27 protein-coding genes are annotated in these 23709 nt (G+C 72.4%); 22 read left to right on the top strand and 5 right to left on the bottom strand.

Features of this window, described 5'->3' with window-relative positions:
* The first annotated feature begins 2 nt into the window (after positions 1–2).
* Together OG861_RS28600 and OG861_RS28605 are read left to right on the top strand one after the other, a co-directional pair.
* Entirely contained in the window at positions 3–989 is a 987-nt protein-coding gene (locus OG861_RS28600) for a 3-oxoacyl-ACP synthase III family protein (protein ID WP_329192668.1), read from the top strand.
* The gene (locus OG861_RS28605) at positions 986–1738 is read left to right on the top strand and encodes an SDR family NAD(P)-dependent oxidoreductase (RefSeq protein WP_329192666.1); all 753 of its coding nucleotides are present in this window, start codon (positions 986–988) and stop codon (positions 1736–1738) included. Before OG861_RS28600 ends, OG861_RS28605 begins: the two co-directional genes overlap by 4 nt.
* Before the next feature lie 173 nt (positions 1739–1911).
* Here OG861_RS28605 and OG861_RS28610 read toward each other — a convergent pair whose 3' ends face one another.
* A complete protein-coding gene (locus OG861_RS28610; RefSeq protein ID WP_329192664.1) occupies positions 1912–2751 on the bottom strand; it encodes an AfsR/SARP family transcriptional regulator in 840 nt (279 codons plus the stop codon).
* A gap of 347 nt (positions 2752–3098) precedes the next feature.
* On the opposite strand from OG861_RS28610, the gene OG861_RS28615 reads away from it, so the two are divergent.
* The 14 genes from OG861_RS28615 to OG861_RS28680 all read left to right on the top strand — a co-directional run bounded on the left by OG861_RS28615 (position 3099) and on the right by OG861_RS28680 (position 15530).
* Positions 3099–4310 (top strand): aminotransferase class I/II-fold pyridoxal phosphate-dependent enzyme, encoded by a 1212-nt coding sequence (locus tag OG861_RS28615; protein WP_329375191.1) that lies wholly within the window; start codon positions 3099–3101, stop codon positions 4308–4310.
* 53 nt (positions 4311–4363) lie between these two features.
* Complete coding sequence (locus OG861_RS28620; RefSeq protein ID WP_329192659.1) at positions 4364–5617, top strand: beta-ketoacyl-[acyl-carrier-protein] synthase family protein; 1254 nt, start codon at positions 4364–4366, stop codon at positions 5615–5617.
* Positions 5614–6468, top strand: coding sequence for a MaoC/PaaZ C-terminal domain-containing protein (locus tag OG861_RS28625; RefSeq protein WP_329192657.1), 855 nt, complete (start codon positions 5614–5616; stop codon positions 6466–6468). The genes OG861_RS28620 and OG861_RS28625 overlap by 4 nt, the downstream gene beginning before the upstream one ends.
* Positions 6461–7990 carry an AMP-binding protein gene (locus OG861_RS28630; protein ID WP_329192655.1) on the top strand — a complete coding sequence of 510 codons (1530 nt, stop codon included), beginning with the start codon at positions 6461–6463 and terminating at the stop codon, positions 7988–7990. Before OG861_RS28625 ends, OG861_RS28630 begins: the two co-directional genes overlap by 8 nt.
* Positions 7987–8238, top strand: coding sequence for an acyl carrier protein (locus OG861_RS28635; RefSeq protein WP_329192653.1), 252 nt, complete (start codon positions 7987–7989; stop codon positions 8236–8238). The genes OG861_RS28630 and OG861_RS28635 overlap by 4 nt, the downstream gene beginning before the upstream one ends.
* 40 nt (positions 8239–8278) lie before the next feature.
* Complete coding sequence (locus tag OG861_RS28640; RefSeq protein ID WP_329192652.1) at positions 8279–9316, top strand: hypothetical protein; 1038 nt, start codon at positions 8279–8281, stop codon at positions 9314–9316.
* Positions 9309–10133 (top strand): tryptophan synthase subunit alpha, encoded by an 825-nt coding sequence (gene trpA, locus OG861_RS28645; protein WP_329192650.1) that lies wholly within the window; start codon positions 9309–9311, stop codon positions 10131–10133. The genes OG861_RS28640 and trpA overlap by 8 nt, the downstream gene beginning before the upstream one ends.
* A 91-nt stretch (positions 10134–10224) precedes the next feature.
* Positions 10225–10599, top strand: coding sequence for an ectoine synthase (locus tag OG861_RS28650; RefSeq protein WP_329192649.1), 375 nt, complete (start codon positions 10225–10227; stop codon positions 10597–10599).
* A 54-nt stretch (positions 10600–10653) separates the two neighbouring features.
* On the top strand, positions 10654–11805 hold the full coding sequence (locus OG861_RS28655; RefSeq protein ID WP_329192647.1) for an acyl-CoA dehydrogenase family protein: 1152 nt from the start codon (positions 10654–10656) through the stop codon (positions 11803–11805).
* Positions 11802–12551, top strand: coding sequence for a phosphoribosylanthranilate isomerase (locus OG861_RS28660; RefSeq protein ID WP_329192645.1), 750 nt, complete (start codon positions 11802–11804; stop codon positions 12549–12551). The genes OG861_RS28655 and OG861_RS28660 overlap by 4 nt, the downstream gene beginning before the upstream one ends.
* Positions 12548–13270: an indole-3-glycerol-phosphate synthase gene (locus tag OG861_RS28665; RefSeq protein ID WP_329192643.1), complete on the top strand. Its 723-nt coding sequence runs from the start codon at positions 12548–12550 to the stop codon at positions 13268–13270. The genes OG861_RS28660 and OG861_RS28665 overlap by 4 nt, the downstream gene beginning before the upstream one ends.
* Positions 13267–14289, top strand: coding sequence for an alpha/beta hydrolase (locus tag OG861_RS28670; protein WP_329192641.1), 1023 nt, complete (start codon positions 13267–13269; stop codon positions 14287–14289). The genes OG861_RS28665 and OG861_RS28670 overlap by 4 nt, the downstream gene beginning before the upstream one ends.
* The gene (locus OG861_RS28675; protein WP_329192640.1) at positions 14286–14915 is read left to right on the top strand and encodes an anthrone oxygenase family protein; all 630 of its coding nucleotides are present in this window, start codon (positions 14286–14288) and stop codon (positions 14913–14915) included. Before OG861_RS28670 ends, OG861_RS28675 begins: the two co-directional genes overlap by 4 nt.
* 93 nt (positions 14916–15008) lie before the next feature.
* Positions 15009–15530: a DUF4232 domain-containing protein gene (locus OG861_RS28680; RefSeq protein WP_329192638.1), complete on the top strand. Its 522-nt coding sequence runs from the start codon at positions 15009–15011 to the stop codon at positions 15528–15530.
* Positions 15531–15567: 37 nt separating this feature from the next.
* On the opposite strand, the gene OG861_RS28685 is transcribed toward OG861_RS28680, so the two are convergent.
* Positions 15568–16530, bottom strand: a complete 963-nt coding sequence (locus OG861_RS28685) for a VanW family protein (protein ID WP_443064465.1) — start codon at positions 16528–16530, stop codon at positions 15568–15570.
* A gap of 189 nt (positions 16531–16719) precedes the next feature.
* On the opposite strand from OG861_RS28685, the gene OG861_RS28690 reads away from it, so the two are divergent.
* Positions 16720–17430 carry a ribonuclease H family protein gene (locus tag OG861_RS28690; RefSeq protein WP_329192636.1) on the top strand — a complete coding sequence of 237 codons (711 nt, stop codon included), beginning with the start codon at positions 16720–16722 and terminating at the stop codon, positions 17428–17430.
* Positions 17431–17628: 198 nt separating this feature from the next.
* Positions 17629–17790: a hypothetical protein gene (locus OG861_RS28695; RefSeq protein WP_329192632.1), complete on the top strand. Its 162-nt coding sequence runs from the start codon at positions 17629–17631 to the stop codon at positions 17788–17790.
* A gap of 75 nt (positions 17791–17865) precedes the next feature.
* Here OG861_RS28695 and OG861_RS28700 read toward each other — a convergent pair whose 3' ends face one another.
* Positions 17866–18375, bottom strand: a complete 510-nt coding sequence (locus tag OG861_RS28700; protein ID WP_329192630.1) for a hypothetical protein — start codon at positions 18373–18375, stop codon at positions 17866–17868.
* A 390-nt stretch (positions 18376–18765) separates the two neighbouring features.
* Here OG861_RS28700 and OG861_RS28705 point away from each other — a divergent pair, with 390 nt between their 5' ends.
* Together OG861_RS28705 and OG861_RS28710 are read left to right on the top strand one after the other, a co-directional pair.
* Positions 18766–20628: a M1 family aminopeptidase gene (locus tag OG861_RS28705; RefSeq protein ID WP_329192629.1), complete on the top strand. Its 1863-nt coding sequence runs from the start codon at positions 18766–18768 to the stop codon at positions 20626–20628.
* A 143-nt stretch (positions 20629–20771) separates the two neighbouring features.
* A complete protein-coding gene (locus OG861_RS28710; protein ID WP_329192627.1) occupies positions 20772–21620 on the top strand; it encodes an aldo/keto reductase in 849 nt (282 codons plus the stop codon).
* A 35-nt stretch (positions 21621–21655) separates the two neighbouring features.
* On the opposite strand, the gene OG861_RS28715 is transcribed toward OG861_RS28710, so the two are convergent.
* Positions 21656–22078, bottom strand: a complete 423-nt coding sequence (locus OG861_RS28715) for a secondary thiamine-phosphate synthase enzyme YjbQ (protein ID WP_329192625.1) — start codon at positions 22076–22078, stop codon at positions 21656–21658.
* Between the two features lie 249 nt (positions 22079–22327).
* Here OG861_RS28715 and OG861_RS28720 point away from each other — a divergent pair, with 249 nt between their 5' ends.
* Both OG861_RS28720 and OG861_RS28725 read left to right on the top strand, forming a co-directional pair.
* Entirely contained in the window at positions 22328–22714 is a 387-nt protein-coding gene (locus OG861_RS28720) for a MerR family transcriptional regulator (RefSeq protein ID WP_329192623.1), read from the top strand.
* Between the two features lie 7 nt (positions 22715–22721).
* Entirely contained in the window at positions 22722–23078 is a 357-nt protein-coding gene (locus OG861_RS28725; protein ID WP_329192621.1) for a PRC-barrel domain-containing protein, read from the top strand.
* Positions 23079–23191: 113 nt separating this feature from the next.
* Here the strand turns inward: OG861_RS28725 and OG861_RS28730 are convergent, their stop codons facing one another.
* Positions 23192–23701, bottom strand: coding sequence for a MarR family winged helix-turn-helix transcriptional regulator (locus OG861_RS28730; protein ID WP_329192619.1), 510 nt, complete (start codon positions 23699–23701; stop codon positions 23192–23194).
* Positions 23702–23709 lie beyond the last annotated feature (8 nt).

Genomic DNA, 23709 nt, shown 5'->3' on the forward strand with positions numbered 1-23709 from the left:
ACGTGACCGGCTTCGACATCACCGGGTGGGGCATGTCCGTACCCGAGCGCATCGTCACCAGCGCGGAACTCGCCGAGCGTTTCGGCGTGGACGAGCACTGGGTCGTCAGCCGCTGCGGCATCCGTGAGCGGCGGGCCGTTGACCCGGGGCAGACCACCGTCTCCCTGGCCGTCGAGGCCGGCCGGCGCGCTCTGGACAAGGCGGGCCTGACCGGCGCCGACATCGCCCACCTGATCGTCGCCACGGCGACGCCCGAGCAGCCGTCCCCGGCGACGTCCGCGTTCGTCCACCACGAACTCGGCATCGCCGGCAGCGCCCACGACGTGAACTCCGAGTGCGCGGGCTTCGTGTACGGGCTCGTCTCCGCGATGGCGCTCATCGCGATCGACCCCCGGCCGATCCTGCTGATCGGCTCCGACACCCACACCCTGACCGCCAACCCCGCCGACCGGGACCTGTCCATCCTCGTCGGCGACGGCGCGGGCGCCGTCGTCCTCCAGCCCGGCCCCGAGAACCGGGTCAAGGCCTGGAACCTGGGCGCCGACGGCTCCTGCACCGGCTCCTTGAAGGTGCTCGCGGGCGGCAGCCGGATGCCCGCCACCGCCGAGACCGTGGCGGCGGGACTGCACTACGCGCAGATCAACGGCAACGAGATCTACCTCAACGCCGTCCGCTACACCGTCCGCACGGTGCGCGAGACGCTGGAGAGCGCGAAGGTGGACGCGGCCGACGTGGACCACGTCGTACCGCACCAGGCCAACATCCGCATCATCAACTCGATCATGTCCCACACCGGACTGCGGCCGGAAGCGCTGATCACCAATCTGGAGAAGTACGGCAACACGGCCTCGGGTTCGATCCCGATCGCGCTGACCGAAGCCCTCGACGCGGGACGCATCAAGGCCGGGGACACGGTCCTGCTGGCCGGGTTCGGCGCCGGCATGACATGGGGCTCGATCCTGATGGAATGGGGCGGAAGGGCGGCATGAGCAACAAGAGCACGGGCGTACGGCCCGAGGCGCCGGTCGCGCTGGTCACCGGCGCCTCGGGCGGCCTCGGCCAGGCCCTGGCGCTGGAACTGGACGCGCTCGGCTGCCGGGTCGCCGTCCACTACAACAGTTCGCGGGACGCGGCGCTTGCGGTGCAGGAGAAACTGACCAACCCGTCCGTTCTGGTCACCGGCGACGTCGGCTCCTGGGAGACGGTCCAGGGGATCTACGCCGAGATCACCGGGGCGCTGGGACCGGTGGACGTCCTCGTCAACAACGGGGCCATCCGCAAGGACAGCCTGATGGCGATGCAGAACCCCGCGGACTGGGCACAGGTCATCCAGACCAATCTGATCGGGTCCTTCCACACGGCCCGGGCCGCGGTCCCGGCCATGCTGCGCCAGAGGTGGGGCCGGATCGTCAACATCGTCTCGCCGTCGGGCATCATCGCCACCGCCGGCCAGACGGCGTACTCGGCGTCCAAGGCGGGCCTGATCGGCTTCACCCGCACCCTCGCGGCCGAATGCGGCCGCCGGGGCGTGACCGTCAACGCGCTGTCCCCCGGATTCATGATCACCGGTATGACGAAGGACCTTCCGGAACGGGTCATCGAGGGCATGGAGGGCAAGGCGCCCATCCCGCGCTTCGTCACGGTCGAGGAGGTCGCCCGCAGCGCCGGCCTCTTCCTGGACCAGGACTGCATGACGGGCCAGGTCATCAGCATCGACAGCGGAGTCTCCATCACCTGACGCGTGCGCGTCCTGCCGTCCCGGACACCAGCCCCGGCCCCCTGTCCCAGGGGGCCGGGGCCGCTCGGGTTGCCCCGGCGGGCCCGGTGTGCCCCGGCGTTCCGGCGTGCCCACGGGCACGCCGGAACGCCGTACCGCGGCCGGCCGGCCGCGGTACGGCGTTCGGGGAGGGCCTACGCGGCGGGAGAAGCGGCGGGGGACTGGGCCGCGCCGTGCCCGCGATGGGTGGCGCAACCGCGCCCGAGGGTGCACGGCCGCGGGCCCGAAACGGTCCGGCCGACCTCGAACACCCCCATCAGGAACGGGTCCAGGACTGCGGAAGGACGCTGCGGCGCGCGGGGCTGCGGCGTACGCAGGATCTCCAGGTACGCGGCCTCCGTCTCCGGCGCCGGATCCGTGCCCAGCTCCTCCGCCAGGACCCGGCGCAGCTGGTGGTAACTGCGCAGCGCCTCGGCCCGGTTGCCGGCGCGCTTGTGCGCCGTCATCCGGCACCGGTACGCGCTCTCCCGGAACGGGGCCCGCCGCACCGCCTCCTCCGCGTAGCGCAGGGCGTGGTGCTCGTCACCGAGCGCGGAGGACGAAAGGCTCGCCAGCTCCAATGCCGTCAGGCGCAGTTCCTCCAGTTGCTCGCGCATCGCGTTGACCCACTCGCCCTCGTGCGAGGGCAGGAAGGACCCGCGCAGGTTCGACACCGCGCCCGACGCCAGCTGCTGCGCCACCGCGAACGCGCCCTCCGCGAACGCGGAGGTCGCCTCCGTCACCGCGAGCTCCGCGCACTCCACGTCCACTGCCGCGTCCTTGGGCACGCGCAGCACGTACCGCCCGCCCTGCGCCACCAATGCGGCCTCACCGGGCTCGTCCTGAGGCATCGTCACGAACGTCCGCACCCGGCTGACGACACTGCGCAGCGCGGAGGCCCACGTGTCGGGCAACCCCTCCGGCCACACGGTTTCCGCCAGCTGGTCCCGCTCCGTACCGCCCGCCCGCTCGATGACCAGCCGAGCGAACGCCACCTGTGCCTGTGCGCCGGAGAGATGCCGCGAGGGCGCTCCCGACGGCTCGATCGTGACAAGTCCTACGAGTCTGATCAGCACTGTGTACCCTCCGAAACTGCCGGGATACCGGCCGTGTCCCCCTGGTCTTGTGCGCTGCGAACATACACGCGCCACTTCTCCGCATGTCAACAACAAATGGGGAACGCACGGAGTCGGGATTCGCTTTCGTCCTTTTCGCGTCCCGCTGTTGCGTCGCTCTTGCGCCCCGCAGGTGTTAATCGAATTCCACTAGAGCTCGTCCGGAACGACGGCAGGGCGCCGATGGAGTTCCGTGTCCGCCGGGCGATCACGACGAGGAGATGAACGTGAACGCAACCGAAGCCTGGGCCCGTCTGGAGCCGAAGCTGGCCTACTTCCGCGACCGCGTCCGGTCCTTGGAGTACGAGCCCGTCCGCAAGAACAGCTTCGTCGCCTACACCGTCGAGCGGGATTCCGCGTACGCCGACCAGGACGGCCAGCGCCTGCTGATGATGTCCGGCTACAGCTACCTCGGCCTCGCCGGGGACGAGCGCGTCGTCGCGGCGGCCAAGGCCGCCCTGGACCTCTACGGAACCGGCAACCACGGGGTGCGCGCCCTGGCGGGCTCGACCCCGCTGCACGAGGACCTGGAAGCCGAGGTCGCCCGGTTCGCCGGCCGCGAACGCGCCCTGGTGTTCGGCTCCGGCTACGCGGCGAACGTGGGCACCGTCGGCGCCCTCGTGGGACCGGGCGACACCGTCTTCATCGACAAGTACGACCACGCCAGCATCGTCGACGGCTGCAAGCTCTCCGGTGCCACGGTCACCCGGTTCCGCCACAACGACCCCGGCCACCTGGACCGCCGCCTGGCCGCCGCCCCCGACACCGGGGTGCGCCTGGTCATCGTCGACAGCGTCTACTCCATGGACGGCGACATCGCCCCCCTCGTGGACCTGCGCAAGGTCTGCGACGCCCACAACGCGCTGCTGATGGTCGACGAGGCCCACGCCCTCGGAGTCATCGGCGCCACCGGCAAGGGCATCGAGGAGCACTTCGACTACGAGGTGAAGGTCGACGTCAAACTCGGCACCCTCTCCAAGGCCATCCCCTCCATGGGCGGCTGGGTCGCCGGCTCCGCCGACCTGATCCACCACCTCAAGTACGCGGCCCGGCCCTTCCTCTTCTCCGCGGCCCTCGGCCCGGCCCAGGCCGCCGCCGCGCTGGAGGCCCTGCGCATCCTCCAGCGGGAGCCGGAACGCGTCGAGTTCGTGCAGCGCGAAGCCGAACGCTTCCGCGGACTGCTCCACGCGGCGGGCATGAGCACGGTCGACAGCGAGACCGCCGTCGTCCCGATCATCGCCGGCTCCGACACCGCCGCCTACGACTACGCGACCACCTGCCGCAAGAACGGCGTCATCGGCCTGCCCGTCGTCACCCCGGCCGTCCCCAACGACCTGGCCCGGCTGCGGATCGCCATCACCGCAGCCCACACGACGGCCGACATCGACTTCGCCGCCGACGCGTTCATCACCTCCGCCCGCGAGTGCCGGATCATCTGACCGCCCTCCCGCGCGCCACTTCGTCCCACCACCTCACTCCAGGGGGAGCACAGATGCCCGGATCGTCCAGGGGCAGTTCGGTACGGCCGGCGGTCGCCATCACCGGTATGGGCGTGGTCACCCCCGGCGGATGCAGCCCGGACGACCTGTGGGCCACACTGCGGGCCGGCCGCTCCACCGCGGCCGAGCTGACGCACATCGACCTCAGCCGGCACCGGGTACGGATCGGCTGCCGCGTCCGGGGACTCGACGGACTCGCCGGGCTGCTCCCCGCGAAGGACGCCCGCCGGATGGACCCCTTCGCCCACTACGGCACCCTGGCCGCCCTCGCCGCCCACCGCGACGCGGGCGCACCCGCCGCCGAAGCCGGCCGGACCGCCATCGTCGTCGGCAACGCCGTCGGCGGACGCGCCACCAGCGACCTGGAGTCGGCGCACTACGGCGAGAGCGGCCCCGCCGGGGTCAACCCGCTGATGCCGCTGATGACGATGCCCAACGCCGCCGCCGCCCAGATCGCCATGCGGCTCGGCTGGACGGGCCCCGCCCTCACGCTGGCCAACACCTGTGCCAGTGGCGCCGACGCCATCGGCCACGCCCTGCTGCTGCTCCAGACCGGCCGCGCCGACCTCGTCCTCGCCGGGGGCTGCGAGCACACCCTCACCCCCGTCACCCTGGCCGGCTTCGGCAACCTCAACGCCGTCTCGCTGCGCAACGACCGGCCCGAAAGGGCCTCCCGGCCCTTCGACAAGGACCGCGACGGGTTCGTGATGGGGGAGGGCGCCGGATTCGTCGTCCTGGAACGGCTCGACGACGCCAAAGCGCGCGGCGCGAAGACGTACGGGCTCGTCGCCGGGTACGCGGCCACCGCCGACGCCCACCACCTCGCGATGCCGCTCCCCGACGGGGCGGGCGCCGCGGCGGCCATGGCCTCGGCCATCGCCGACGCGGACCTGGACCCCGGCGACATCGTCCACGTCAACGCGCACGGCACCTCCACGCCCCACAACGACCGCGCCGAGGCCGCCGCCCTCACCAAGGTGTTCGGCACCGCCCAACCGCCGGTCACCGCCCCCAAGTCCGTCATCGGGCACCTCATCGGCGCCGCCGGAGCCGTCGAACTCATCGCCACGGTGCAAGCCATGCGGCGCTGCGAGGTGCCGCCCACCGCCAACCACGAAGAGCTGGAGCCAGGAATGGACATCGATGTGGTCCACGGCGCACCCCGCGCCGTGCGGCTGGGACCCGCACTCAGCAACTCCTTCGGGTTCGGCGGCCACAACTCCTCCGTCGTGGTGGTGCCGGCATGACCTCGGCACCCCCTTCACCGCTCCTGCCCCCGCCGGTCCGCACCCTGACGGTCGGCGAGGCCCAGATCACCGCCTACCGCGCCGCCGCCCGGCCCGGTCTGGCGCCCGCGGAACCCGGCCAGGCCTCGCCCGTCCACGCCTTCGTGCTCGCCCACGCCGTCGCCGAGGACACCGTCGCCGCCCTGACGGCCGGCGAAGCGGGCCCGGTCTCCGTGGTCCACCTCGGCCAGGACATCCGCCTGCTGCGGCCGGTCCGCCCCGGCGAACGGGTCACCGTACGGCTCGACCTGCTCGGCGTACGCAAGGAGCCGCGCGGCGCCCGCATCGCCCTGCGCGTGCGCCTGTACGGGCAGGACGGGCCTGAGCCGTTCGCGGAACTGGTCATCTCCGCCCTGCTCGTCGGCGCCACCGCGCTGGAGCCGTTCGGCGACATCACGGGCGCTGCCGCCGCACCGGCCCCGCTCGGCGCGGGCGAGCCGCAGACCGCGACGCACGAACCGACCGCCGACTGGATCAGTGCGTACGCCCACGCCTCCGGCGACCTGAACCCCATCCACCTGGACGCGGCGGCGGCCCGCGAGGCCGGCTTCGAGACCGTCATCGCCCACGGCATGGGCGTCGTCGCGCTGGCCGTCGAGGAGGCGGTGGACCGTTTCGCGGGCGGCGACGCGGCGCGGGTCCGCGGTCTCGGCTGCCGTTTCTCGGCCCCCGTGCTCCCCGGCGTCCCGCTGGAGATCGTGTTGCAGCCCGACGCCCGGGCCCACGTCGTCCGCTTCACCTGCAAGACGCAGGCGGGCGTCGCCGTCAAGGGCGGCTGGATCGAGTTCGCCCGAGGGGGAGCCGATGCCTGAGGCGCCCGTGGTCCCCGAGGCACTGACCGACGGCTTCCTGCGGCAGGTGCGCGAGCGGCCCGACGCCACCGCCCTGCTCTTCAACGGGGAGGCGACCGGCTACCGCGAGCTGTACGAACGGGCCGGACGGGAACAGGAGCGCCTGGCCGGGCTGCCCCTGGCCCCCGGCGAGCCGGTGGGTGTCCTCGCCGACAAGTCCCCGGCGGCGGTGGCCCTCGTACTGGCCTGCCTGCTCAGCCGGATACCCGTGCTGCTGCCCTCCCCGGCCCTCGCCGACAGCCTGCTCGCGGACCTCTTCGCCCAGGCCGGCTGCGTCCACGTCCTCGCGCCGGGCGGCGCCGGCGCCCGCGTCGCGCCCAACCCGCTGACCGGGGCGAGACCGCTGCCGCCCGAGGAGGCGGCGGAGGTGGCGCTGATGCTGACCACCTCCGGATCCACCAGCCTCCCGAAGATCGTCCCGCTCGGCCGGGAGGCGCTGGACCGCTTCGGAGCGTGGGCCGGCCCCGCGTTCGGCATCGGCCCCGGCCGGACCGTCCTCAACTACGCGCCCCTCAACTTCGACCTCTGCCTGCTGGACGTGTGGACCACCCTCGCGCGCGGCGGCCGGGTCGTCCTGGTGGATCCCGCCCGCGCCACCCACGGCGGCCACCTGCTCGACCTGATCGTCCGGCACGACGTCCACGTGGTCCAGGCCGTCCCGATGGCACTCGGTCTGCTCCAGGACGCGGCCGCCAAGGAGGGTGCCACCTTTCCGGGCGTCGACCACGTGATGTTCACCGGCGACGCCCTGCCCGACCGCACCTACGCCGCGCTGCCCGCCCTCTTCCCCGGGGCGCGCATCCACAACATCTACGGCTGTACGGAGACCAACGACAGCTTCGTCCACGAGGTCGACCCGGCGGCGCCGCCCCCGGTGCCGATCGGCCGCCCGCTGCCCGGCGTGCATGCCCTCCTCGTCGACCCCGAGACGAACACCGTCGTCGAAGGGGCCGGCACCGGCGAGCTGTTCGTCCACACGCCCTTCCAGACGCGCGGCTACCTCGACCGGTCCCGGCACGCCGACAAGTTCACCGCCCACCCGCTCGGCCTGGACGAGCGCCGCTGGTTCCGCAGCGGCGACCTCGTACGCCGCGACGCGCAGGGAACCCTGCACCTGACCGGACGCACCGACTTCCAGGTCAAGGTGCGCGGCGTCGCCGTCAACACCGCCGAGGTCGAACGGGTGCTCCAGGAGCACCCCGGCGTACTGGAGGCGGGCGTCGCGGCCCGGCCCGACCCGATCGCGGGCAAGAAGCTCGTCGCCGCCGCCCGACGGGTCCCCGGCTCCACGCTGACCGTCCTGGAACTGCGCGGGCACTGCGCCCGCAACCTGCCCCGGGGCGCCGTCCCCACCCAGCTCACGCTCACCGACGAGCCGCTGCCCAAAACGGCCACGGGGAAGGTCGACCGCAAGGCGCTCGACCGGATCACCCCGCTCACCGCCCTCACCACCACGTCTCCCGCCGAAGGATCCCGATCATGAGCAACATCGACACCATCAAGAACTTCGTCATCAGCGAATTCCTCCCCGGCACCGCCCCCGCCGAACTCGCCGCCGACCACGACCTCCTCAACGACGGGGTCATCGACAGCCTGGGCGTCCTCAAGCTGATCGCCTGGGTCGAGGACCGCTTCGAACTCGCCGTCGGGGACGCCGACCTCGACCCCGAGAACTTCCGCAGCGTCGAGGCCATCGACCACTTCATCACCCACGCCCGCGCCGCGGCCTGACCCGTTCACCGAAGCACCCACGCGCAAGGAAGGAGGAACCGTGCACGAGGCACTCGCCGGCCTGCTGGAACGCAAGGCCCCGATCGGCCGCGAGACATGGCGGTCCTGGTGGGACGAACTCGGCGCCGGCGGTCTCGACCGCGCGCAGGCCGTCGGCCTGCTGTCCTCGCTGACCAGCCGGCTCCCCGGCCACGACACCCTGCGGCACCTGCTGGACTCCCTCGCGGAGCGCAGGCCGCCGGCCAGGGCGGGCGGCCCCTGGCAGGACACCGTGAACGTCGTCGGCACCGGCGGCGGTCCCGCGACCTTCAACGTCTCCACCGCCGCGGCGTTCGTCGCCGCGGCGGCCGGGGTGAAGGTGGTCAAGACCGGCTCCCGCGCCTACACCAGCGCGCTCGGCTCCGTCGACCTGCTGGAGCGGCTCGGGGTGCGGCTGACGTCCTCCTACACCCAGACCGAGGACGTCCTCGCGGAGTACGGGATCGCCTTCGCGGGCCCCTTCGTCTACCCGGCGCAGCTGACCCGCCTCGCGCGGACCGTGGCCCCGCTGGCCATGAAACCGTTCGGGCGGTTCCTGAACGCGCTCGGGCCGTTCCTCGCCGACCTGCCGGTGACGGCCCAGGTCACCGGCGTCAGCGCGGCCGCGCCCCTCGACACCCTTCGCGAACTGGCCGCCACGACGACCACCCGGCGGATCTGGCTCACCGCCAACCACACCGGCGCCGACGAGCTGCTGCCCTTCGCCGTCAACACCGTCTACGGGGACCGGTCGGCCACCCGCGTCATCCGACCGGGCGAACTCGTCCCGGGTGAGGGCTCCTTCGAGGACCTGCGCCCCGTGAGCGACCCGGCCGGGGCCGTCCCGCACTTCCTGTCCGTCCTCGCCGGCGACGCGGGCCCGGTGGCCCGGCGCACGGTCGCCCTCGGCGCGGCCGCCCTGATCGTCGCGGCGGCCCCCGGCCGCAGCTGGCCCTCGGCGGTGGCCCTCGCCGACGGGGCGATCGGCTCCGGCACGGCCGCAGACCTCGCGGGGCGCCTCGCGGCCGGGTCCCCGCGCGCGGCGGTGGCCCGTGTCTAGCACCCCGGCCCCCACCGCGGCGCCCTTCTTCCCCGGCCGGCGGGCCCCCGGCGGCGCCCCGGGACTCGCCCTGTTCCTGAATGCGGGAGACCCGCCGCTCCCGGTCCTGCGCGACCTCGTCCTGATGCTGGACGAGGAGCGCGTGGACTGCCTCGAACTGGCCGTGCCCTTCCCGGACTCGGTCACCGACGGCCCCGTCATCCGGCGCTCCGCGAGCCGGGCCCTGGAGCGGGGCGGGGCCGCCCTGGACGACGTCCTCGCCTTCGTCGCGGACGTACGTCCCCACCTGACGCACACACGGATCGCCCTGCTCACCGACTGGAGGTACTCCCTGGGGCACCGTGACCCGGCCGCCGCCACCCGTGACATCGCCGCGTCGGGGGCGGACGCGCTGCTCGTCCACGCGCTGCCGCCCAGGCTGCGCGCGACGTACCTGGAGTCGGCCGCGGCGGCCGCGCTCCCGGTCGTCACCACCTGTTACGCCTCCAGCCCGGACGCGACCCGCGCCCGGGCCGCCGCGGACGCCACCGCCTACCTGTACCTCGTCGCCCACTACGGGCGCAGCGGTACCGCGCCGGCCGCCGGGCACGGCGCGCTCGCGCGGACGGTCGCGCAGCTGCGGGAGCACACCGCGGCCCCGGTCGCAGTCGGCTTCGGGGTCAGCACCCGCCAGGACGTCGAAGCGGTGGGCGCGAGCGGCGCGGACGCCGCCGTCATCGGCTCCGCCGCCGTGGCCGCCGTGGAGCGGGCGCAGCAGGACGGGCGTGATCTGCCCGGCGCCTTCCGGGAGTTCGTCCGCTCGGTACGGCCCGCGTAAGCACCGGTCGTACCCGGTGCCGGACCGGCACGGCAAAGACCCCTCCCTCATCAGGTCCCTCCGCACACCATTCACAGATCAGGAGACAGCCATGATCGTCCGCGACATCGAGTCCGTGAAGACCGTCGAGTGGGGCAACGGCCTGAGCCGCCGCTTCCTCCTCGCCGACGACGGCCTCGGTTACACGCTCACCGACACCGTCGTACTGGCCGGTACCAAGTCGCGCCTGGAGTACGTCAACCACCTGGAGGCGTGCTACTGCATCGCCGGCTCCGGCGAGGTCATCGAGCTGGACGGCACCACCCACGAGATAGTCCCCGGCCGGATGTACGCCCTCGACCGGCACGACGCCCACTACCTCGTCGCCAGCCCCCACGAGGACCTGCGCCTGGTCTGCGTCTTCTCGCCGGCCCTGAACGGCAACGAGGTCCACCAGCTCGACGCCCACAACTCGTCCGCCTACTGAGGCACTCACCACCACGACGTCCGAGCCGTCCACCGACTCAGAGGGGGGTCCGCCGTGATCCGCTGGAACACCGATCAGACCGATCTGCGCGAGGGCCTGGAGCGGTGGGGAGAGGCGCTGAGCGCCGATCACATCGAACGCGAAGAACAGGGCCGCTTCCCCGAGGACAAATGGAAGCTCCTGCGGGAAACCGGAATCCTCTCGCTGCCCTTCGAGGAGCAGTACGGCGGTCTCGGACAGTCACTGCTCACCACCATGTACGCGCTGGAGGGCCTCGGCGAGTACAACCGGGATTCCGGGCTGAGCTTCTCGGCCACCACGTCGATCTGCTCGACCGGAATCCCGGTACAACACTTCGGCACCGACGACCAGAAACAGCGGTACCTGCCCCTGATCGCGTCGGGCGAGGCCATCGGCGCGCACGCCATCACCGAGGCCGAGGGCGGCTCCGACGCGATGGCGATGACCACCCGGGCGACCCGCGACGGCGAGACGTTCGTCCTGAGCGGCAGCAAGGCGTTCGTCAGCAACGGCCCGATCGCGGACGTGATCGTGGTCTACGCCCGCACCCACCCCCGCGGCGGCCCCCTCGGAACCACGGCGTTCCTGGTCGACCGCGACACCCCGGGCCTCACCACGGGCAGTCCCGGCAAGAAGATGGGACTGCGCACCTCGCCGCTGTGCGAGCTGTACCTGGACGACGTGCGCGTGCCCAGGAGCGCGGTACTCGGCCGGGTCGGCGGCGGCCTGATGGTCCTGGACCACGTCATGAAGCGGGAGGTCCTCCTCTCCTTCGTCGTCAACGCCGGCGAGATGCGCCACCGGCTGGACCGGTGCGTGGCCTACGCGAAGACCCGCCACTCCTTCGGGCGGCCCATCGGCTCGTACCAGTCGGTCGCCAACAAGATCGTCGACATGCAGATCCAGCTGGAGAGCGCCCGCAAGTGGCTCTACGACACGGGCGAGAAGCTGGAGGCGGGCGAGGACGTCACCGTGGACCTCGCGATCGCCAAGCTCGTCACGAGCCAGGGCAACCTCGCCACCAGTCTCGCGGCCGTACAGATCTTCGGCGGCCACGGCTACATGTCCGAGTACGGGCTGGAGCAGGACGTCCGCAACGCCGTGGGCGGCACGGTCTACTCCGGCACCAACGAGATCCAGTACAACCGCATCGCCTCGATGCTGGGCCTCGGGTCGGGCCGATGAGCGGATCGCCGCCCCGTACGCTGCTCAAGGTCTGCGGGGCCACGGCGCGCAGCGACATCGAGGCCGCGGCCACTGCCGGGGCCGACTGCGTCGGGCTCTGGCACGGCGTACCCGGCGGCCCCCGGGAGCTGGACGCGGACACGCTCACCGGCCTCGCCGCGGCGGCCCGTTCGGCCGGCCTGCTGCCGGCCCTGGTCACCTTCCTCGCCGACGCCGGAGCACTGACGGAGCTCGCCCGCCGCACGGGGGTCGGCTGGATCCAGCTCCACGCGTACCAGTCGCCGGCGACCGTACGGGCCCTGCGCGCGGCCCTCCCGCCCGAGGTCGCGGTCGTCAAGGTGCTGCACCTCGCGCAGGGCGGCGCGGGGTGCGTCGAGCGGCCGCTCATCGGCGCCTACGAACGCGCCGGCACCGACCTCTTCCTCATCGACGCGGCCACCGAGGACGGCCGGATCGGCAGTACCGGCCAGGCCCCCGACCCGGCGGACGTGATGGCGCTACTGCCCCGCATGACCCGGCCGTTCCTGCTGGCCGGGGGCCTGGAGCCGACGAGCCCGCCCCGGTACGCGGACGTGGTGCGCGCCCCGGGCTTCCACGGGATCGACGTCGACACCGCGGCCCGCTCCCCGCTGACCGGCGGTTTCGGCGTCCCCGAGATCACCGCCCTGGCCCGCGCCTGGCGCGGGGCACCCTCCGGCGGCCCCGCCCCCGCCCACCCGCCCGCCGACCTGGAGCCGTCCCGATGAGCATCCACGACCGGACCGACTTCCCCTTCCTGCGCGCCCTCATGGCTTCCCCCACCCCCGTCGTGATGGAGGTGAAACAGCGCGACGCCCACGGCCACGACCTGCTCGGCGGCCGCACCCCGGCCCAGGTCGTGAGCGCGTACGAGAGCGCGGGCGCGCCCTGCGTCTCCGTGGTGACGGGCCGCTGGTTCGGCGGCTCGAACACGCTGCTGCGCGAGGTCGCCGCGCTGACCCGGCTCCCCCTCCTCCAGAAGGACTTCATCACCCGCACCGAACAGCTGGGCACAGCAGCCGAGTTGGGTGCTTCGGCGGTACTCCTGACGGCCGCCCTGCTCCCGGCGTCGAGCCTGGCCAAGCTGGTGGACCGGTGCCTGCTGACCGGCCTCACCCCCTTCGTCGAGATCACCACGGAAGCCGAGCTGGAAGCCGTGCCGCACGCCCCGGAGTGCGTCATCGCGGTCAACAACAAGGACATCAGGACGCGCGAACGCGATACGGGCGACCTCGGCCGCAGCATCGGACTCCTGCCGGCCGTCCGCGCCACCGGCACCCCCTGCCCGGTCAGCGCGAGCGGCATAGACGGCCCCACGACGGCCGCCCGCCTGCTGGACGCCGGCTTCGGCGGCCTCCTGGTCGGCACCTCCCTGCTGCGCAGCGGATCCCCGGCCCAGTGGCTGGACGCGGTGAGCGGCGCCCGCAGGGGACTGGCGGTCCGGTGAGCACCCCGGCGACCGCGGCCGGCGCCGCCCGGCCCTTCACCCTCGACGCGGCGGGCACCACCGTCTCCGGGCTCCTGGCCCTGCCCGAGGGCGGCGCCCCCCGCTCCACGGTCCTGGCGATCCACGGCCGGGGCATGCGCGCGCGGTACTGGGACTCCTTCGTCCCCCTGGCCACCGCCCTCGGCCACGCCGTCCTCGCCGTGGACCGCCCCGGCTACGGAGCCTCCGCGGCCTCCCTGCCCGACGGCCAGTCCCTGCCCGACCAGGCGAGGACACTGCGCCGGGCGCTCGCGGAGCACGCCCGCACCCACCGGCTCGGCGCCGGGGTCTTCCTCCTCGGCCACTCCGACGGCGGCAAGGTCGCCCTGCACACGGCGGCGATCGCCCCGTCCGTCCCCCTGCTCGGCCTGGACGCCTCCGGCGTGGGCTACGAGTACCACCCGCAGGCCCTGCACTTCCCCTCGACGCTCGGCGGCGGCGCGACCCGGCTCAACTGGGGCCCCCTGAACCTCTATCCGCCGGGCACCTTCCAGGCGAGCCGCGCCCTGCTCTCACCCGTCCCGCCCCGCGAGTCGGCGGACACGCCCTGGTGGCCCCGGCAGTACGAGGAACTGGCTCCCGGCGTCCGGATCCCGGTCCGGCTGACCTTCGCCGAACACGAGGGGTGGTGGCGGCTCGACGCCCGCACCCTGACGGCGATGACCACCCGTCTGACGGCGTCGCCGTCGGTGACGGTGGAGCACCTGCCCGGCTCGGGACACAACCTGAGCCTCGGCCACACCGCGACCGCCTACCACCTGCGGGTACTGGCCTTCCTGGAGGAGTGCCTCCTCGCCGCGCGCCGGTCCGCCGGGCCGGCCGGGAAGGGTCCGACCGAACAGCATGCGTCACCGGCCCTCGAAGAACGCTCGAGAGATGGTCGAAACCCCATGGCCGGGGGGCCCGGTGGATGCCACGATGCGATGTCCGTGCCGATGCGAGCAGCAACACAAGCACCCAGAAGAGGACGCAGCCAATGACCACACATCCGGCCGGGAACCCCCAGCCCTACCCGCCCCAGCCCGGCGTCCACAACCCGTACGCCCAGCAGCAGCCCCAGCCCCCGCAGCACCAGCAGCAGGGGCCGGCCGCGGGACCGGCGGGACGCGGAAAGGGCGCGACGGTACTGCTCCTCGTCTCCACCGCCCTGCTCGGTCTGATGGCCGGTCTGTTCTTCGCCTTCGACGTCTCGGTGATGCCGGGTCTGGCGAAGGCGGACGACCGGACCTACGTCACCGCGATGCAGAACTTCAACGCCGCGATCGACGGCAACCCCCTGTTCGGCATGGCCTTCATGGTCGCGCTGCTGCTGCCGGTCGTGTCGGCGATCCTGGAGTACCGCAAGGGACGCCGCGACGTGGCGGTCTGGGTCGCCGTCGGCGCGGTCCTCTACTTCGTCGTCCTGATGATCACTTTCAGCGTCAACATCCCGCTGAACAACGAACTGGCGGACGCGGGCGACGCGGCGAAGATGACCGACTTCTCGATCGTCGAAAAGTTCAAGACGACCTGGGTCACCACCAACATCCTGCGCACGCTCCTGTCCACGGTGGCCCTCGCCGCCCTGTCCCGGGCCCTGGTGCTGTACGGCCGGGCCACTCGCTGACCGTCCGGACCGGGGAGCGGGCGGCGCGGGATCGTGCCAGGCTGGAAGGCGGGGGCAAGCGCGACGTTCCGGACGCACCCTGGGAGAACAGCCATGAAACGTGCAGGACGAAGGAGCGCGACCGCCGCCGCCTGCTGCTCGCTCGTGCTGGGCGCCGTCCTGTCGGGTGGGGCGCTGACCGGCGCCCAGTCGGCGGCGGCCGCCCCCGCACCCGCCTGCAAGGGCGGTCAGCTGTCGGCGAGCGCCGCGGGCTCGACCCAGGTCACCATCACTGTGACCAACAAGGGACCGAAGGCCTGCACGCTCAAGGGCTACCCCACCGTCGCCCTCGCCGGGCAGGGCTCTCCGGAGAGGAACAAGCCCCTGAGCGTCCAACGGCAGGGCGCCGAGCGGGCGGTGCAACTCGCCGTCGGCGGACGGGCCGTGAGCCGTCTGACGTTCACTCCGGTCCTCGGTGAGGCCGAGGGGTACTGCGCCTCCGGCGCCGAGCCGACGGTCGCCCCCTCGCTCGTGGTGGGCTTTGCCGGGATCAAGCAGCAGCTGGGCCCGGCCGACGCCGACGGGTTCGCCCTCTGCGGCACCACGGTGCGCGCCACCGCCTTCCGGCCGGCCTGAGCCCGGCGGGCGGCGCCGGCCGCCCGGGTGGTGGTGGTCAGCTGCGCTTCGGCGCGGGAGCGGACGTCGTGACGGCCGGGGTGCCCTGCGGGGCCGGGGCGGACGCGGCGGGCGGGACCGACGGGTTCGGCGAGGCTGACGCGGTCGGCGGGGCCGACGGGGTCGGCGAGGGGTCCGGGAGGCAGGTGACCTCGTCGCGCGGGGTGTAGTGGGTGCGGAACGTCTCGCGCTTGAGCTCTTCACCGCCCTTGACGAAGACCCGGTCGACGGAGACGTCGAAGCCCTCCAGCGGGGTCTGCGCCTCGCAGGAGTCGCCGGTGGCGGTGTGCTTGGCCGGCGCGGTGATGTTCGTCCGGGGCCCCTTGGTGGCGCGTATCGCGTCGTACTTCCTCGTACCGAGCAGGGTGATGGTCACCGACGTGTCGGTGGAGGCGGCCCGGATGCGGACGGGGTGGCCGGAGTCGTTCTTCCAGCGCAGGTCGAGGGTGCCCCAGGCGACCGTGGCCTCGCGGCCTTCGGGATAGCGCTCGATGTAGAAGGAGTGGGCCCCGTGCTCCACCGGCTGCAGGCCCGCGAAGAACACGGCGTTGAACATCGTCGTCGCGACCGCCGAGATGCCGCCGCCCAGAGACTTCACGTACCGGCCGTCGTTGATCATGATGCCGTCGACGAAACCGTTCGCCTTCGTGCGCTCGCCGACCGTCTTGTTGAAGCTCCACGTGTCGCCGGGGCGGACCACGGAGCCGTTGATCAGCTGCACGGCGCGCGCGATGTTGTGGGTGCGGTACGGGGCGGAGGGGAACGCGACGGTGAAGGAGGACATCTGCTGCTCCGCGGCCCGGGCGGGACCGGCCGGCTTCCCGGCCGCCGGCGCACCGCCGGGTCCGTTCTCGGCGGCCGCCGAGCCCGCGGCGAGTGAGCCGAGGCCGAGGGCCGCGGCCGCGACGGCGGAGGTCAGGGCCAGTCGCCTGGCGGCGGTCCGACGGTCTGTGCGTCGCATGTCACTCCCGGTAGCGGATGTCGCGGTGGAGCCCGGTACCCACTCGGAAGCGAGGCGGCAGGCCACGGACCATGCTGGGCGTGATCGCACCAAACAAGGGCAAAATGTGCCCCGTCTCACGCGCGGGGAGCCGGCACCCCGTCCGTGCAGTGGTCCGTCGTGAGGGGTCCGGTGGGGCATGATCGGGGGATGTCTGAACGCATCATTGCCGCCTGCGACGGGGCGGCGAAGGGGAATCCCGGGCCTGCCGGATGGGCCTGGGTCATCGGCGACGCGCAGGGCCGTCCCGAGCGCTGGGAAGCCGGCGCGCTGGGCCGGGCCACGAACAACGTGGGCGAGCTCACCGCGCTGCAGAAGTTGCTGGAGGCCGTCGCGCCGGGCACGGCGATCGAGGTGCGCATGGACTCCCAGTACGCCATGAAGGCGGTGACGCAGTGGCTGCCCGCGTGGAAGCGCAACGGGTGGAAGACCGCGGCCGGGAAGCCTGTCGCCAACCGTGAACTCGTCGAACGCATCGACGCCCTGCTCGCCGGGCGTGACGTCGAGTTCCGCTACGTCCCCGCCCACCGCGCGGACGGCGACCACCTGAACGCCATCGCCGACCAGGCCGCCAGCGACGCCGCCACCTCCCAGCGGCCCGCCGGCACCGCTCTGGGCGACCACGCCATCCCGGTACCCGCCCCGGCCCGTACCTCGCCCGCCCGCACGGCCGCCGCACGCAGGAAGCCGGCCGCCGCCACGGAGCCCGCATCCGGCACGGCATCCGCGGGGCGCGGCACCCGCACCATCAAGGCGAAGTTCAAGGGCACCTGTCCCTGCGGAACGGCCTACGCGGCCGGCGACAAGATCGCCAAGCACGGTTCGAGCTGGGGCCACCCCGACTGCGCGGCCACGGCTTAGGCCGTCTCTTCCGGAGACGGCCCAGGCCCCCGGCGCGGTTCACCCGTTCGGCACCCAGCGGGGGCGCACGGGGACGGGGGCCGTCACAGTGTGGGGTGCGTGCTGCTGCAGCGCGCAGCGGAGGCCACGTCCGAGACGCGGGGAGGGTCCGGTGGGGCACGTAGCCGCCCGCCACGGCCAGAGGAAAAGGAGCTGAACATGGTGCGCAACACGATCCGGAACGACTCGACCCGGGCGGCCGATCAGCCCGAGGAGCACGCGAGAGCCCGCCACAAGTCGGCGGAGAGCGTCCGCGGGAGTTCCGAGCCGGTCCTGGAAAAGGGCACCACGGAGGACCACATCGTCCTCGGCGAGGACTGAACCGCCGCTGCGGACCCAGGTCCCCGGGAGCGCGAGCCGCTCCCGGGGACCTCGTCGTGTGAGGGCCCGGGCGGGTCAGCAGCCGCCGCAGTTGTAGTAGGTGACGTCCCAGTGGCTGCCCTCGTCGGCGTAGACGTTCCCGGAGCCGGACTTCCACTGGAGGGCTCCGTCGCCGCGAACACCGATGTAGGTGAACGTGTTCTTGACGTAGTTGGTCAGGCACGTGGACTTGCCGAAGTCGAGCTTGTAGCCGTTCCAGTGCGAGTACGTCCCGGAGGCGTGGCCGGTCTCGGTGCCGCCGGTGATGTTGAGCGCACAGCCGGCGGCCTGCTTGAGCGTCTGGGCGCCCTGGGCGCTGGTCAGGTTGAGCTGCTCGAACGACGTACACGTGGAGTTGTAGCGGTCCGAGCAGCCTCCCGAAGAGGACCAGGTGATCCCGGAGCTGCGGAACATCGAGGTGGCCGTGGCGTGGCTGATCTTGGTGGCCGCGTAGGCCTCGGTGGTTCCGGTCAGCACGCCGATTCCCGGGGCGGCCACGGTGGCCACGGCGAGGGTGAGGGCGCTGAGGATCGGGCGGAGCTTCATCGGCGTGTGCCTCCTGCGGGTGGCCTTGCACGGTGGGGTGGCGTTGCAGGCGGAGCCAGGTCCTGTCGTCCGGCGCGAGCGGCAGGGACCGATGGTGCCCGACGGCGGCGCGGGTCCGCCAGATGGCCTCGGCGCAGGGCGCGGGGGAGGGGACGGGGGGAGAGCGGGGTCGAAGGTGGGGACACTTTTACTCGCGACTGATGGCATGCTCCCGACAAATCTGCCAGGCTTCCGCCAGTCGCCGCCCCGACCCCGGGGCGGCGCGGCAAGGCATCTCACTCCAGCGATCGCGCACGCGATGCGCGCAGTCCGCGGCTGCCCACCGGCCCACCCAGCCGGTCGAGCGGTCACCGAGCAGGCCGGGATCCCGGCCGCCCAAAGGAGTTCCGCGTGAGATCGACCCCCCACAAGGCCTTCGCCACGACCGTGCTCGCGGTCGCCGCGCTGGCCGCCGCCTCGCTCGGCACCACCCCCGCGGCGGCGGCGACGCCGTCCGCCGCCCCCCGCGCCGCCGCCTGCACCCCGGCCCAGGTCGTCGTCAACGGCGGTTTCGAGGGCGGCACTTCGCCCTGGAGCCAGTCCTCCACCAGCGTGATCACCAGCCGCACGGGCCAGAGCGCCCACACGGGCACGACCTTCGCCTGGCTGAACGGCGTCGGCTCCACGCACACCGACACGCTCTCCCAGAGCGTCACGATCCCCGCCGGATGCAGCACGGCCAACCTCACGTTCTGGCTGCACATCGACACCGCCGAGACGACCACGTCGACGAAGTACGACAAGCTGACGGCGAAGATCGGCAGCACGACGCTCGCGACCTACTCGAACCTCGACAAGAACACCGGGTACGTCCAGAAGTCCTTCGACGTCTCGGCGTTCGCCGGGCAGACCGTGACCGTCGCCTTCACCGGCACGGAGGACTCCAGCCTCCAGACCAGCTTCGTCATCGACGACGTCGCCCTCGACACCTCCGGCGCAACGACCCCGCCCGGCGATCCCACGCGCACACCGGCCTCACCCTCGTACACCGTCAGCCTCAGCAGCAACACGAGCGGCACCGTCTGGACCGGCCACCAGAGCGCGACCTTCACCAACGCCTCGGCCACCGCTCTGAACGAGGTGTACCTGAGGCTCTGGGACAACTACCACGGCACCTGCTCCGCCATGCCGATCACCGTCACCAACGTCACCGGTGGCACCGCGGGCGCGCTCTCGGTCGGCTGCACCGCCCTCCAGATCGCCCTGCCCACGCCGCTGGCACAGGGCCAGAGCGCCACGATCGGCTTCGACCTGGGCATCACCGTACCCAGCGGGGCCGACCGCTTCGGCCACGACGGGGCGTTCAACTTCATCGGCAACGCCCTGCCCGTGCTCGCGGTCAAGGACGCGGCCGGCTGGCACCTGGACCCGTACACCAACAACGGCGAGTCGTTCTACTCCCTCGCCTCCGACTTCCGCGTGACCCTCGACCACCCCAGCACCCTCCTGGTCCCGGCCACCGGTACCTCGGTGGACACCCCCGGCTCCAGCGGCCGCACGGTCACCACCGCCACCGCCTCCAAGGTCCGCGACTTCGCCTGGGCGGCCGGTCCCTTCACCAAGATCTCGGGCACCTCGCCCGGCGGCACCCCGGTCAACGTCTACTCCGTCTCCGGCATCAGCTCCGCCGACTCGCAGTCGATGCTCACCACCGCCAAGTCCGCCGTGGACGCCCACGCCGCGAGGTTCGGCGCCTACCCGTACGGCGAACTGGACGCGGTGATCGACAACAACTACTGGTTCGGCGGCATGGAATACCCCGGGTTCGTCCTCGACCTGGTCAGCACCACGGCGCTCACCCACGAGATCGGCCACCAGTGGTGGTACGGCATCGTCGGCGACGACGAGTACAACAGCCCCTGGCTCGACGAGGCGTTCACCGACTACGCCACCGACCTGGCGCTGAACAAGACGGGCACCAACTGCTGGAGCAGCGTCTCGTGGGCGTCGACCGCGGAGAAGATCACCAATCCGATGGCCTACTGGGACACCCACTCGTCCCGCTACTCCACCGTCATCTACGGCTACGGCAAGTGCGCCCTGCACGACCTGCGGCGCGTCCTCGGTGACAGCGTCATGGCCAAGCTGCTCAAGGACTACGCCACCTCGCACTGGTACGGCGTCTCGACCACCGCCGAGTTCAAGGCGGCCGCCCAGGCCGCCACGACCACGGACCTGACCTCCTTCTGGACCCAGCACCGCATCGAGGGCTGACCCCGCAACGGTCACCTTCCGCCGCGCCCGGTCGCGCCGTGAACGGCGGCGGCCGGGACCCGGTGGCACAGTGGGCGCCGGATGGCGCCCGCTGTGCCGTGGGGGCGTCCGACCGGCCCGGGCCCCCGCAGGAAGGAAGTCCCATGCAGACCGTCACCCTGAACAACGGCGTCGCGATGCCGATCCTCGGCTTCGGCGTCTACCAGATCCCGCCGGAGCAGACCGAACGGGCCGTCAGCGAGGCGCTCGCCGTCGGGTACCGGCTGCTCGACACGGCGGCCGCCTACCTGAACGAGGAGGCCGTCGGCAAGGCGATCAGGAGCAGCGGCATCCCGCGTGAGGAACTGTTCGTCACGACCAAGCTCTGGATCCAGGACGCCGGCGAGGACAACGCCCGCCGTGCCTTCGACACCTCGCTGCGCCGGCTCGGCCTCGACCACCTCGACCTGTACCTGATCCACCAGCCCTTCGGCGACGTCTACGGCTCCTGGCGCGCCCTGCAGAAGCTCTACCGGGAGGGCCGGGTGAGGGCGATCGGGGTCTCCAACTTCTACCCCGACCGGCTCATCGACCTCATCGACCACAACGAGGTCGCTCCCGCCGTGAACCAGGTGGAGACCCACCCCTTCTTCCAGCGCACGGCCGAACAAGAACTCATGCGCGAGCGCGGAGTGCAGATCGAGTCGTGGGGACCGTTCGCCGAAGGCCGCAACAACCTCTTCACCCACCCCGTCCTCGGTGACATCGCGAAGGAACACGGAAAGTCGGTGCCACAGGTCGTGCTCCGCTGGCTCGTCCAGCGGGAAGTCGTCGTGATCCCGAAGTCCGTCCGCGCCGACCGGATGGCCGAGAACTTCGACGTGTTCGACTTCGCGCTCACCGAGGAGGAGATGGCGCGCATCGCCGCCATGGACACCGGGCGCTCGCTCTTCTTCGACCACCGCGACCCCGCCATGGTCAGCCGGCTGGGCACCGCCCGGCTGCACGACTGACCCGGCGGGGGTCCCGCCGTTACCGCACCGCCCCGTCAGCCCAGGAAGGAGAGCCGCACGGTCCGGTGCGGGTTGTCGCGGTTGGTGTCCACCAGGACCACCGACTGCCAGGTGCCCAGCGCCAGCTCGCCGCCGACCACCGGCAGTGTGGCGTGCGGCGGCACGAACGCGGGCAGCACGTGGTCGCGGCCGTGTCCGGGAGAGCCGTGCCGGTGCCGCCAGCGGTCGTCGGCGGGCAGCAGCGTACGCAGCGTCTCGAGGAGGTCGTCGTCGCTGCCGGCGCCCGTCTCGATCACCGCAAGTCCGGCCGTCGCGTGCGGGGTGAACACGTTGAGCAGCCCGTCCCGCCCCCGTGCGGCCTCGCGCAGGAACTGCGCGCAGGCGTCGGTCAGGTCGTGGACCGTCTCGGCGGAACCCGTCGTGAGTTGCAGGGTGCGTGTGGTGAAGGTGTCAGCCATGTGACCATCTTCGCCCGCGGGCGCACGAGTGCTCTCCCGCGCGCCCGGACCGCCCTCCCGCGTGCCGGGCCGGGCCGTGCCGGAAGGTTCCCCGGCGCCGAGGCGACCAGCTCGTTCAGGTGAACGTCGAAATCCGTGCTGACCGCAGCAGACATCGGCGGCCCGGCGGATGGTGTTGAATTCCCTCGGGGCCCCGGTGCCGTACGGCATCCGGGCCCTTCGACGTATTTGCCGTATGCAGAGGTGAAAGTGACAGCAGAGAACCCTCTCGGGCGTCTTGACGACGACGACTACCCCGCCTTCACCATGGGCAGGGCCGCCGAGATGCTCGGTACCACCCCCGGCTTCCTCCGGGCGATCGGCGAGGCCCGGCTGATCACCCCGCTGCGCTCGCAGGGCGGCCATCGCCGGTACTCCCGCTACCAGCTGCGGATCGCCGCCCGCGCCCGTGAACTCGTGGACGCCGGTACTCCCATCGAGGCGGCCTGCCGGATCGTGATCCTCGAAGACCAGCTCGCCGAGGCCCAGCGCATCAACGCCGAATTCCGCCGTGCGGAGCATTCGTCCGCGTCCGCATGCCGCGCGGCGGCCGGGGCAGGCGAGCAGCCGACGGACCGTTCGACGAGCAAGGAGTAGTGGTCACATGTGGGCTTTCCGTGAGACGGCCGGTCACCTGGCGGGAACCGACCTGACGGGTTACAAGGTCGAGGCGACCGAGGGCGTCATCGGCAAGGTCGACAAGCACTCGGACGAGGCCGGCTCCGCCTACCTGGTCGTGGACACCGGTGTGTGGATCTTCGGAAAGGAGGTGCTGATCCCGGCGGGCGCCGTCACGCGCATCGACCCGGACGAAAAGCGCGTCCTGGTCGACCTCACCAAGGAGCAGGTCAAGAACGCGCCCGAGTTCCACCGGGACAAGCACCTGGGCGACGCCGGATACCACGCGCAGCTCGGTACGTATTACGGCACCGGCGCCCCGTTCGGCGGCCGCCCGGCCTGACACCCGTACCCGGGGAGTCGTCCCGGCACTCCGTACCCGCCCGCGGACCGACCACCGGTCTGCGGGCGGGTTCCGTTCCCCCGAGGTCCGGCCGGCCCGCGGCGGACCTCCGGTCAGGCGATGTCGCTGACGTCCACACCGGTGCGGCCGTGGCCCGGGCGGCCCGGGCCCGTACCGGCGGCGGCGTCGCGGAAGGCGGCCAGCCCCTCGAACAGGGCCCCCCGCTCCTCGCGGCTCAGGCGCGCCAGCACGGTCTCGAGTTCCCGCGCCCGGGCCGCCCGTACGGAAGCCAGGACGCCCCGGCCGCTGCGGCTCAGCCGCACCTCCACCTCCCGGCGGTTCGCCGTCGCCCGGGAACGCTGGACGAGACCGGCCGCTTCGAGCCGGTCGCAGAGCCGGCTCACCGAGGGCGGTGTCGAACCGAGCGCTTCGCCCAGGTCGCGCAGGTTGACGGCTTCCCGCTCGTCGATCACGGTCAGGGCACGCAACTGCGAGGGGGGCACGGGGGAGGGTACGGCTTCCTGGCCGCGGCCCCACAGGACGTCCAGCATCTCCAGGAGAGCGGATGCTTCGGCAGCCACCTGCGTGGAGTGCAGGGGTGGCAAGGGGAAGCTGTGCGGCATCGCACTAC

This window comes from Streptomyces sp. NBC_00539, from assembly GCF_036346105.1.
Taxonomy (GTDB): domain Bacteria; phylum Actinomycetota; class Actinomycetes; order Streptomycetales; family Streptomycetaceae; genus Streptomyces.

What these genes read in the sequence shown, in the direction of transcription:
- OG861_RS28605 (WP_329192666.1), top strand. Translation starts at nt 986, where the DNA reads ATGAGCAACAAGAGCACGGGCGTACGGCCCGAGGCGCCGGTCGCGCTG.
- OG861_RS28620 (WP_329192659.1), top strand. Translation starts at nt 4,364, where the DNA reads ATGCCCGGATCGTCCAGGGGCAGTTCGGTACGGCCGGCGGTCGCCATC.
- OG861_RS28625 (WP_329192657.1), top strand. Translation starts at nt 5,614, where the DNA reads ATGACCTCGGCACCCCCTTCACCGCTCCTGCCCCCGCCGGTCCGCACC.
- OG861_RS28630 (WP_329192655.1), top strand. Translation starts at nt 6,461, where the DNA reads ATGCCTGAGGCGCCCGTGGTCCCCGAGGCACTGACCGACGGCTTCCTG.
- OG861_RS28635 (WP_329192653.1), top strand. Translation starts at nt 7,987, where the DNA reads ATGAGCAACATCGACACCATCAAGAACTTCGTCATCAGCGAATTCCTC.
- OG861_RS28650 (WP_329192649.1), top strand. Translation starts at nt 10,225, where the DNA reads ATGATCGTCCGCGACATCGAGTCCGTGAAGACCGTCGAGTGGGGCAAC.
- OG861_RS28660 (WP_329192645.1), top strand. Translation starts at nt 11,802, where the DNA reads ATGAGCGGATCGCCGCCCCGTACGCTGCTCAAGGTCTGCGGGGCCACG.
- OG861_RS28665 (WP_329192643.1), top strand. Translation starts at nt 12,548, where the DNA reads ATGAGCATCCACGACCGGACCGACTTCCCCTTCCTGCGCGCCCTCATG.
- OG861_RS28675 (WP_329192640.1), top strand. Translation starts at nt 14,286, where the DNA reads ATGACCACACATCCGGCCGGGAACCCCCAGCCCTACCCGCCCCAGCCC.
- OG861_RS28680 (WP_329192638.1), top strand. Translation starts at nt 15,009, where the DNA reads ATGAAACGTGCAGGACGAAGGAGCGCGACCGCCGCCGCCTGCTGCTCG.
- OG861_RS28685 (WP_443064465.1), bottom strand. Translation starts at nt 16,530, where the DNA reads ATGCGACGCACAGACCGTCGGACCGCCGCCAGGCGACTGGCCCTGACC.
- OG861_RS28690 (WP_329192636.1), top strand. Translation starts at nt 16,720, where the DNA reads ATGTCTGAACGCATCATTGCCGCCTGCGACGGGGCGGCGAAGGGGAAT.
- OG861_RS28695 (WP_329192632.1), top strand. Translation starts at nt 17,629, where the DNA reads ATGGTGCGCAACACGATCCGGAACGACTCGACCCGGGCGGCCGATCAG.
- OG861_RS28700 (WP_329192630.1), bottom strand. Translation starts at nt 18,375, where the DNA reads ATGAAGCTCCGCCCGATCCTCAGCGCCCTCACCCTCGCCGTGGCCACC.
- OG861_RS28710 (WP_329192627.1), top strand. Translation starts at nt 20,772, where the DNA reads ATGCAGACCGTCACCCTGAACAACGGCGTCGCGATGCCGATCCTCGGC.
- OG861_RS28715 (WP_329192625.1), bottom strand. Translation starts at nt 22,078, where the DNA reads ATGGCTGACACCTTCACCACACGCACCCTGCAACTCACGACGGGTTCC.
- OG861_RS28725 (WP_329192621.1), top strand. Translation starts at nt 22,722, where the DNA reads ATGTGGGCTTTCCGTGAGACGGCCGGTCACCTGGCGGGAACCGACCTG.
- OG861_RS28730 (WP_329192619.1), bottom strand. Translation starts at nt 23,701, where the DNA reads ATGCCGCACAGCTTCCCCTTGCCACCCCTGCACTCCACGCAGGTGGCT.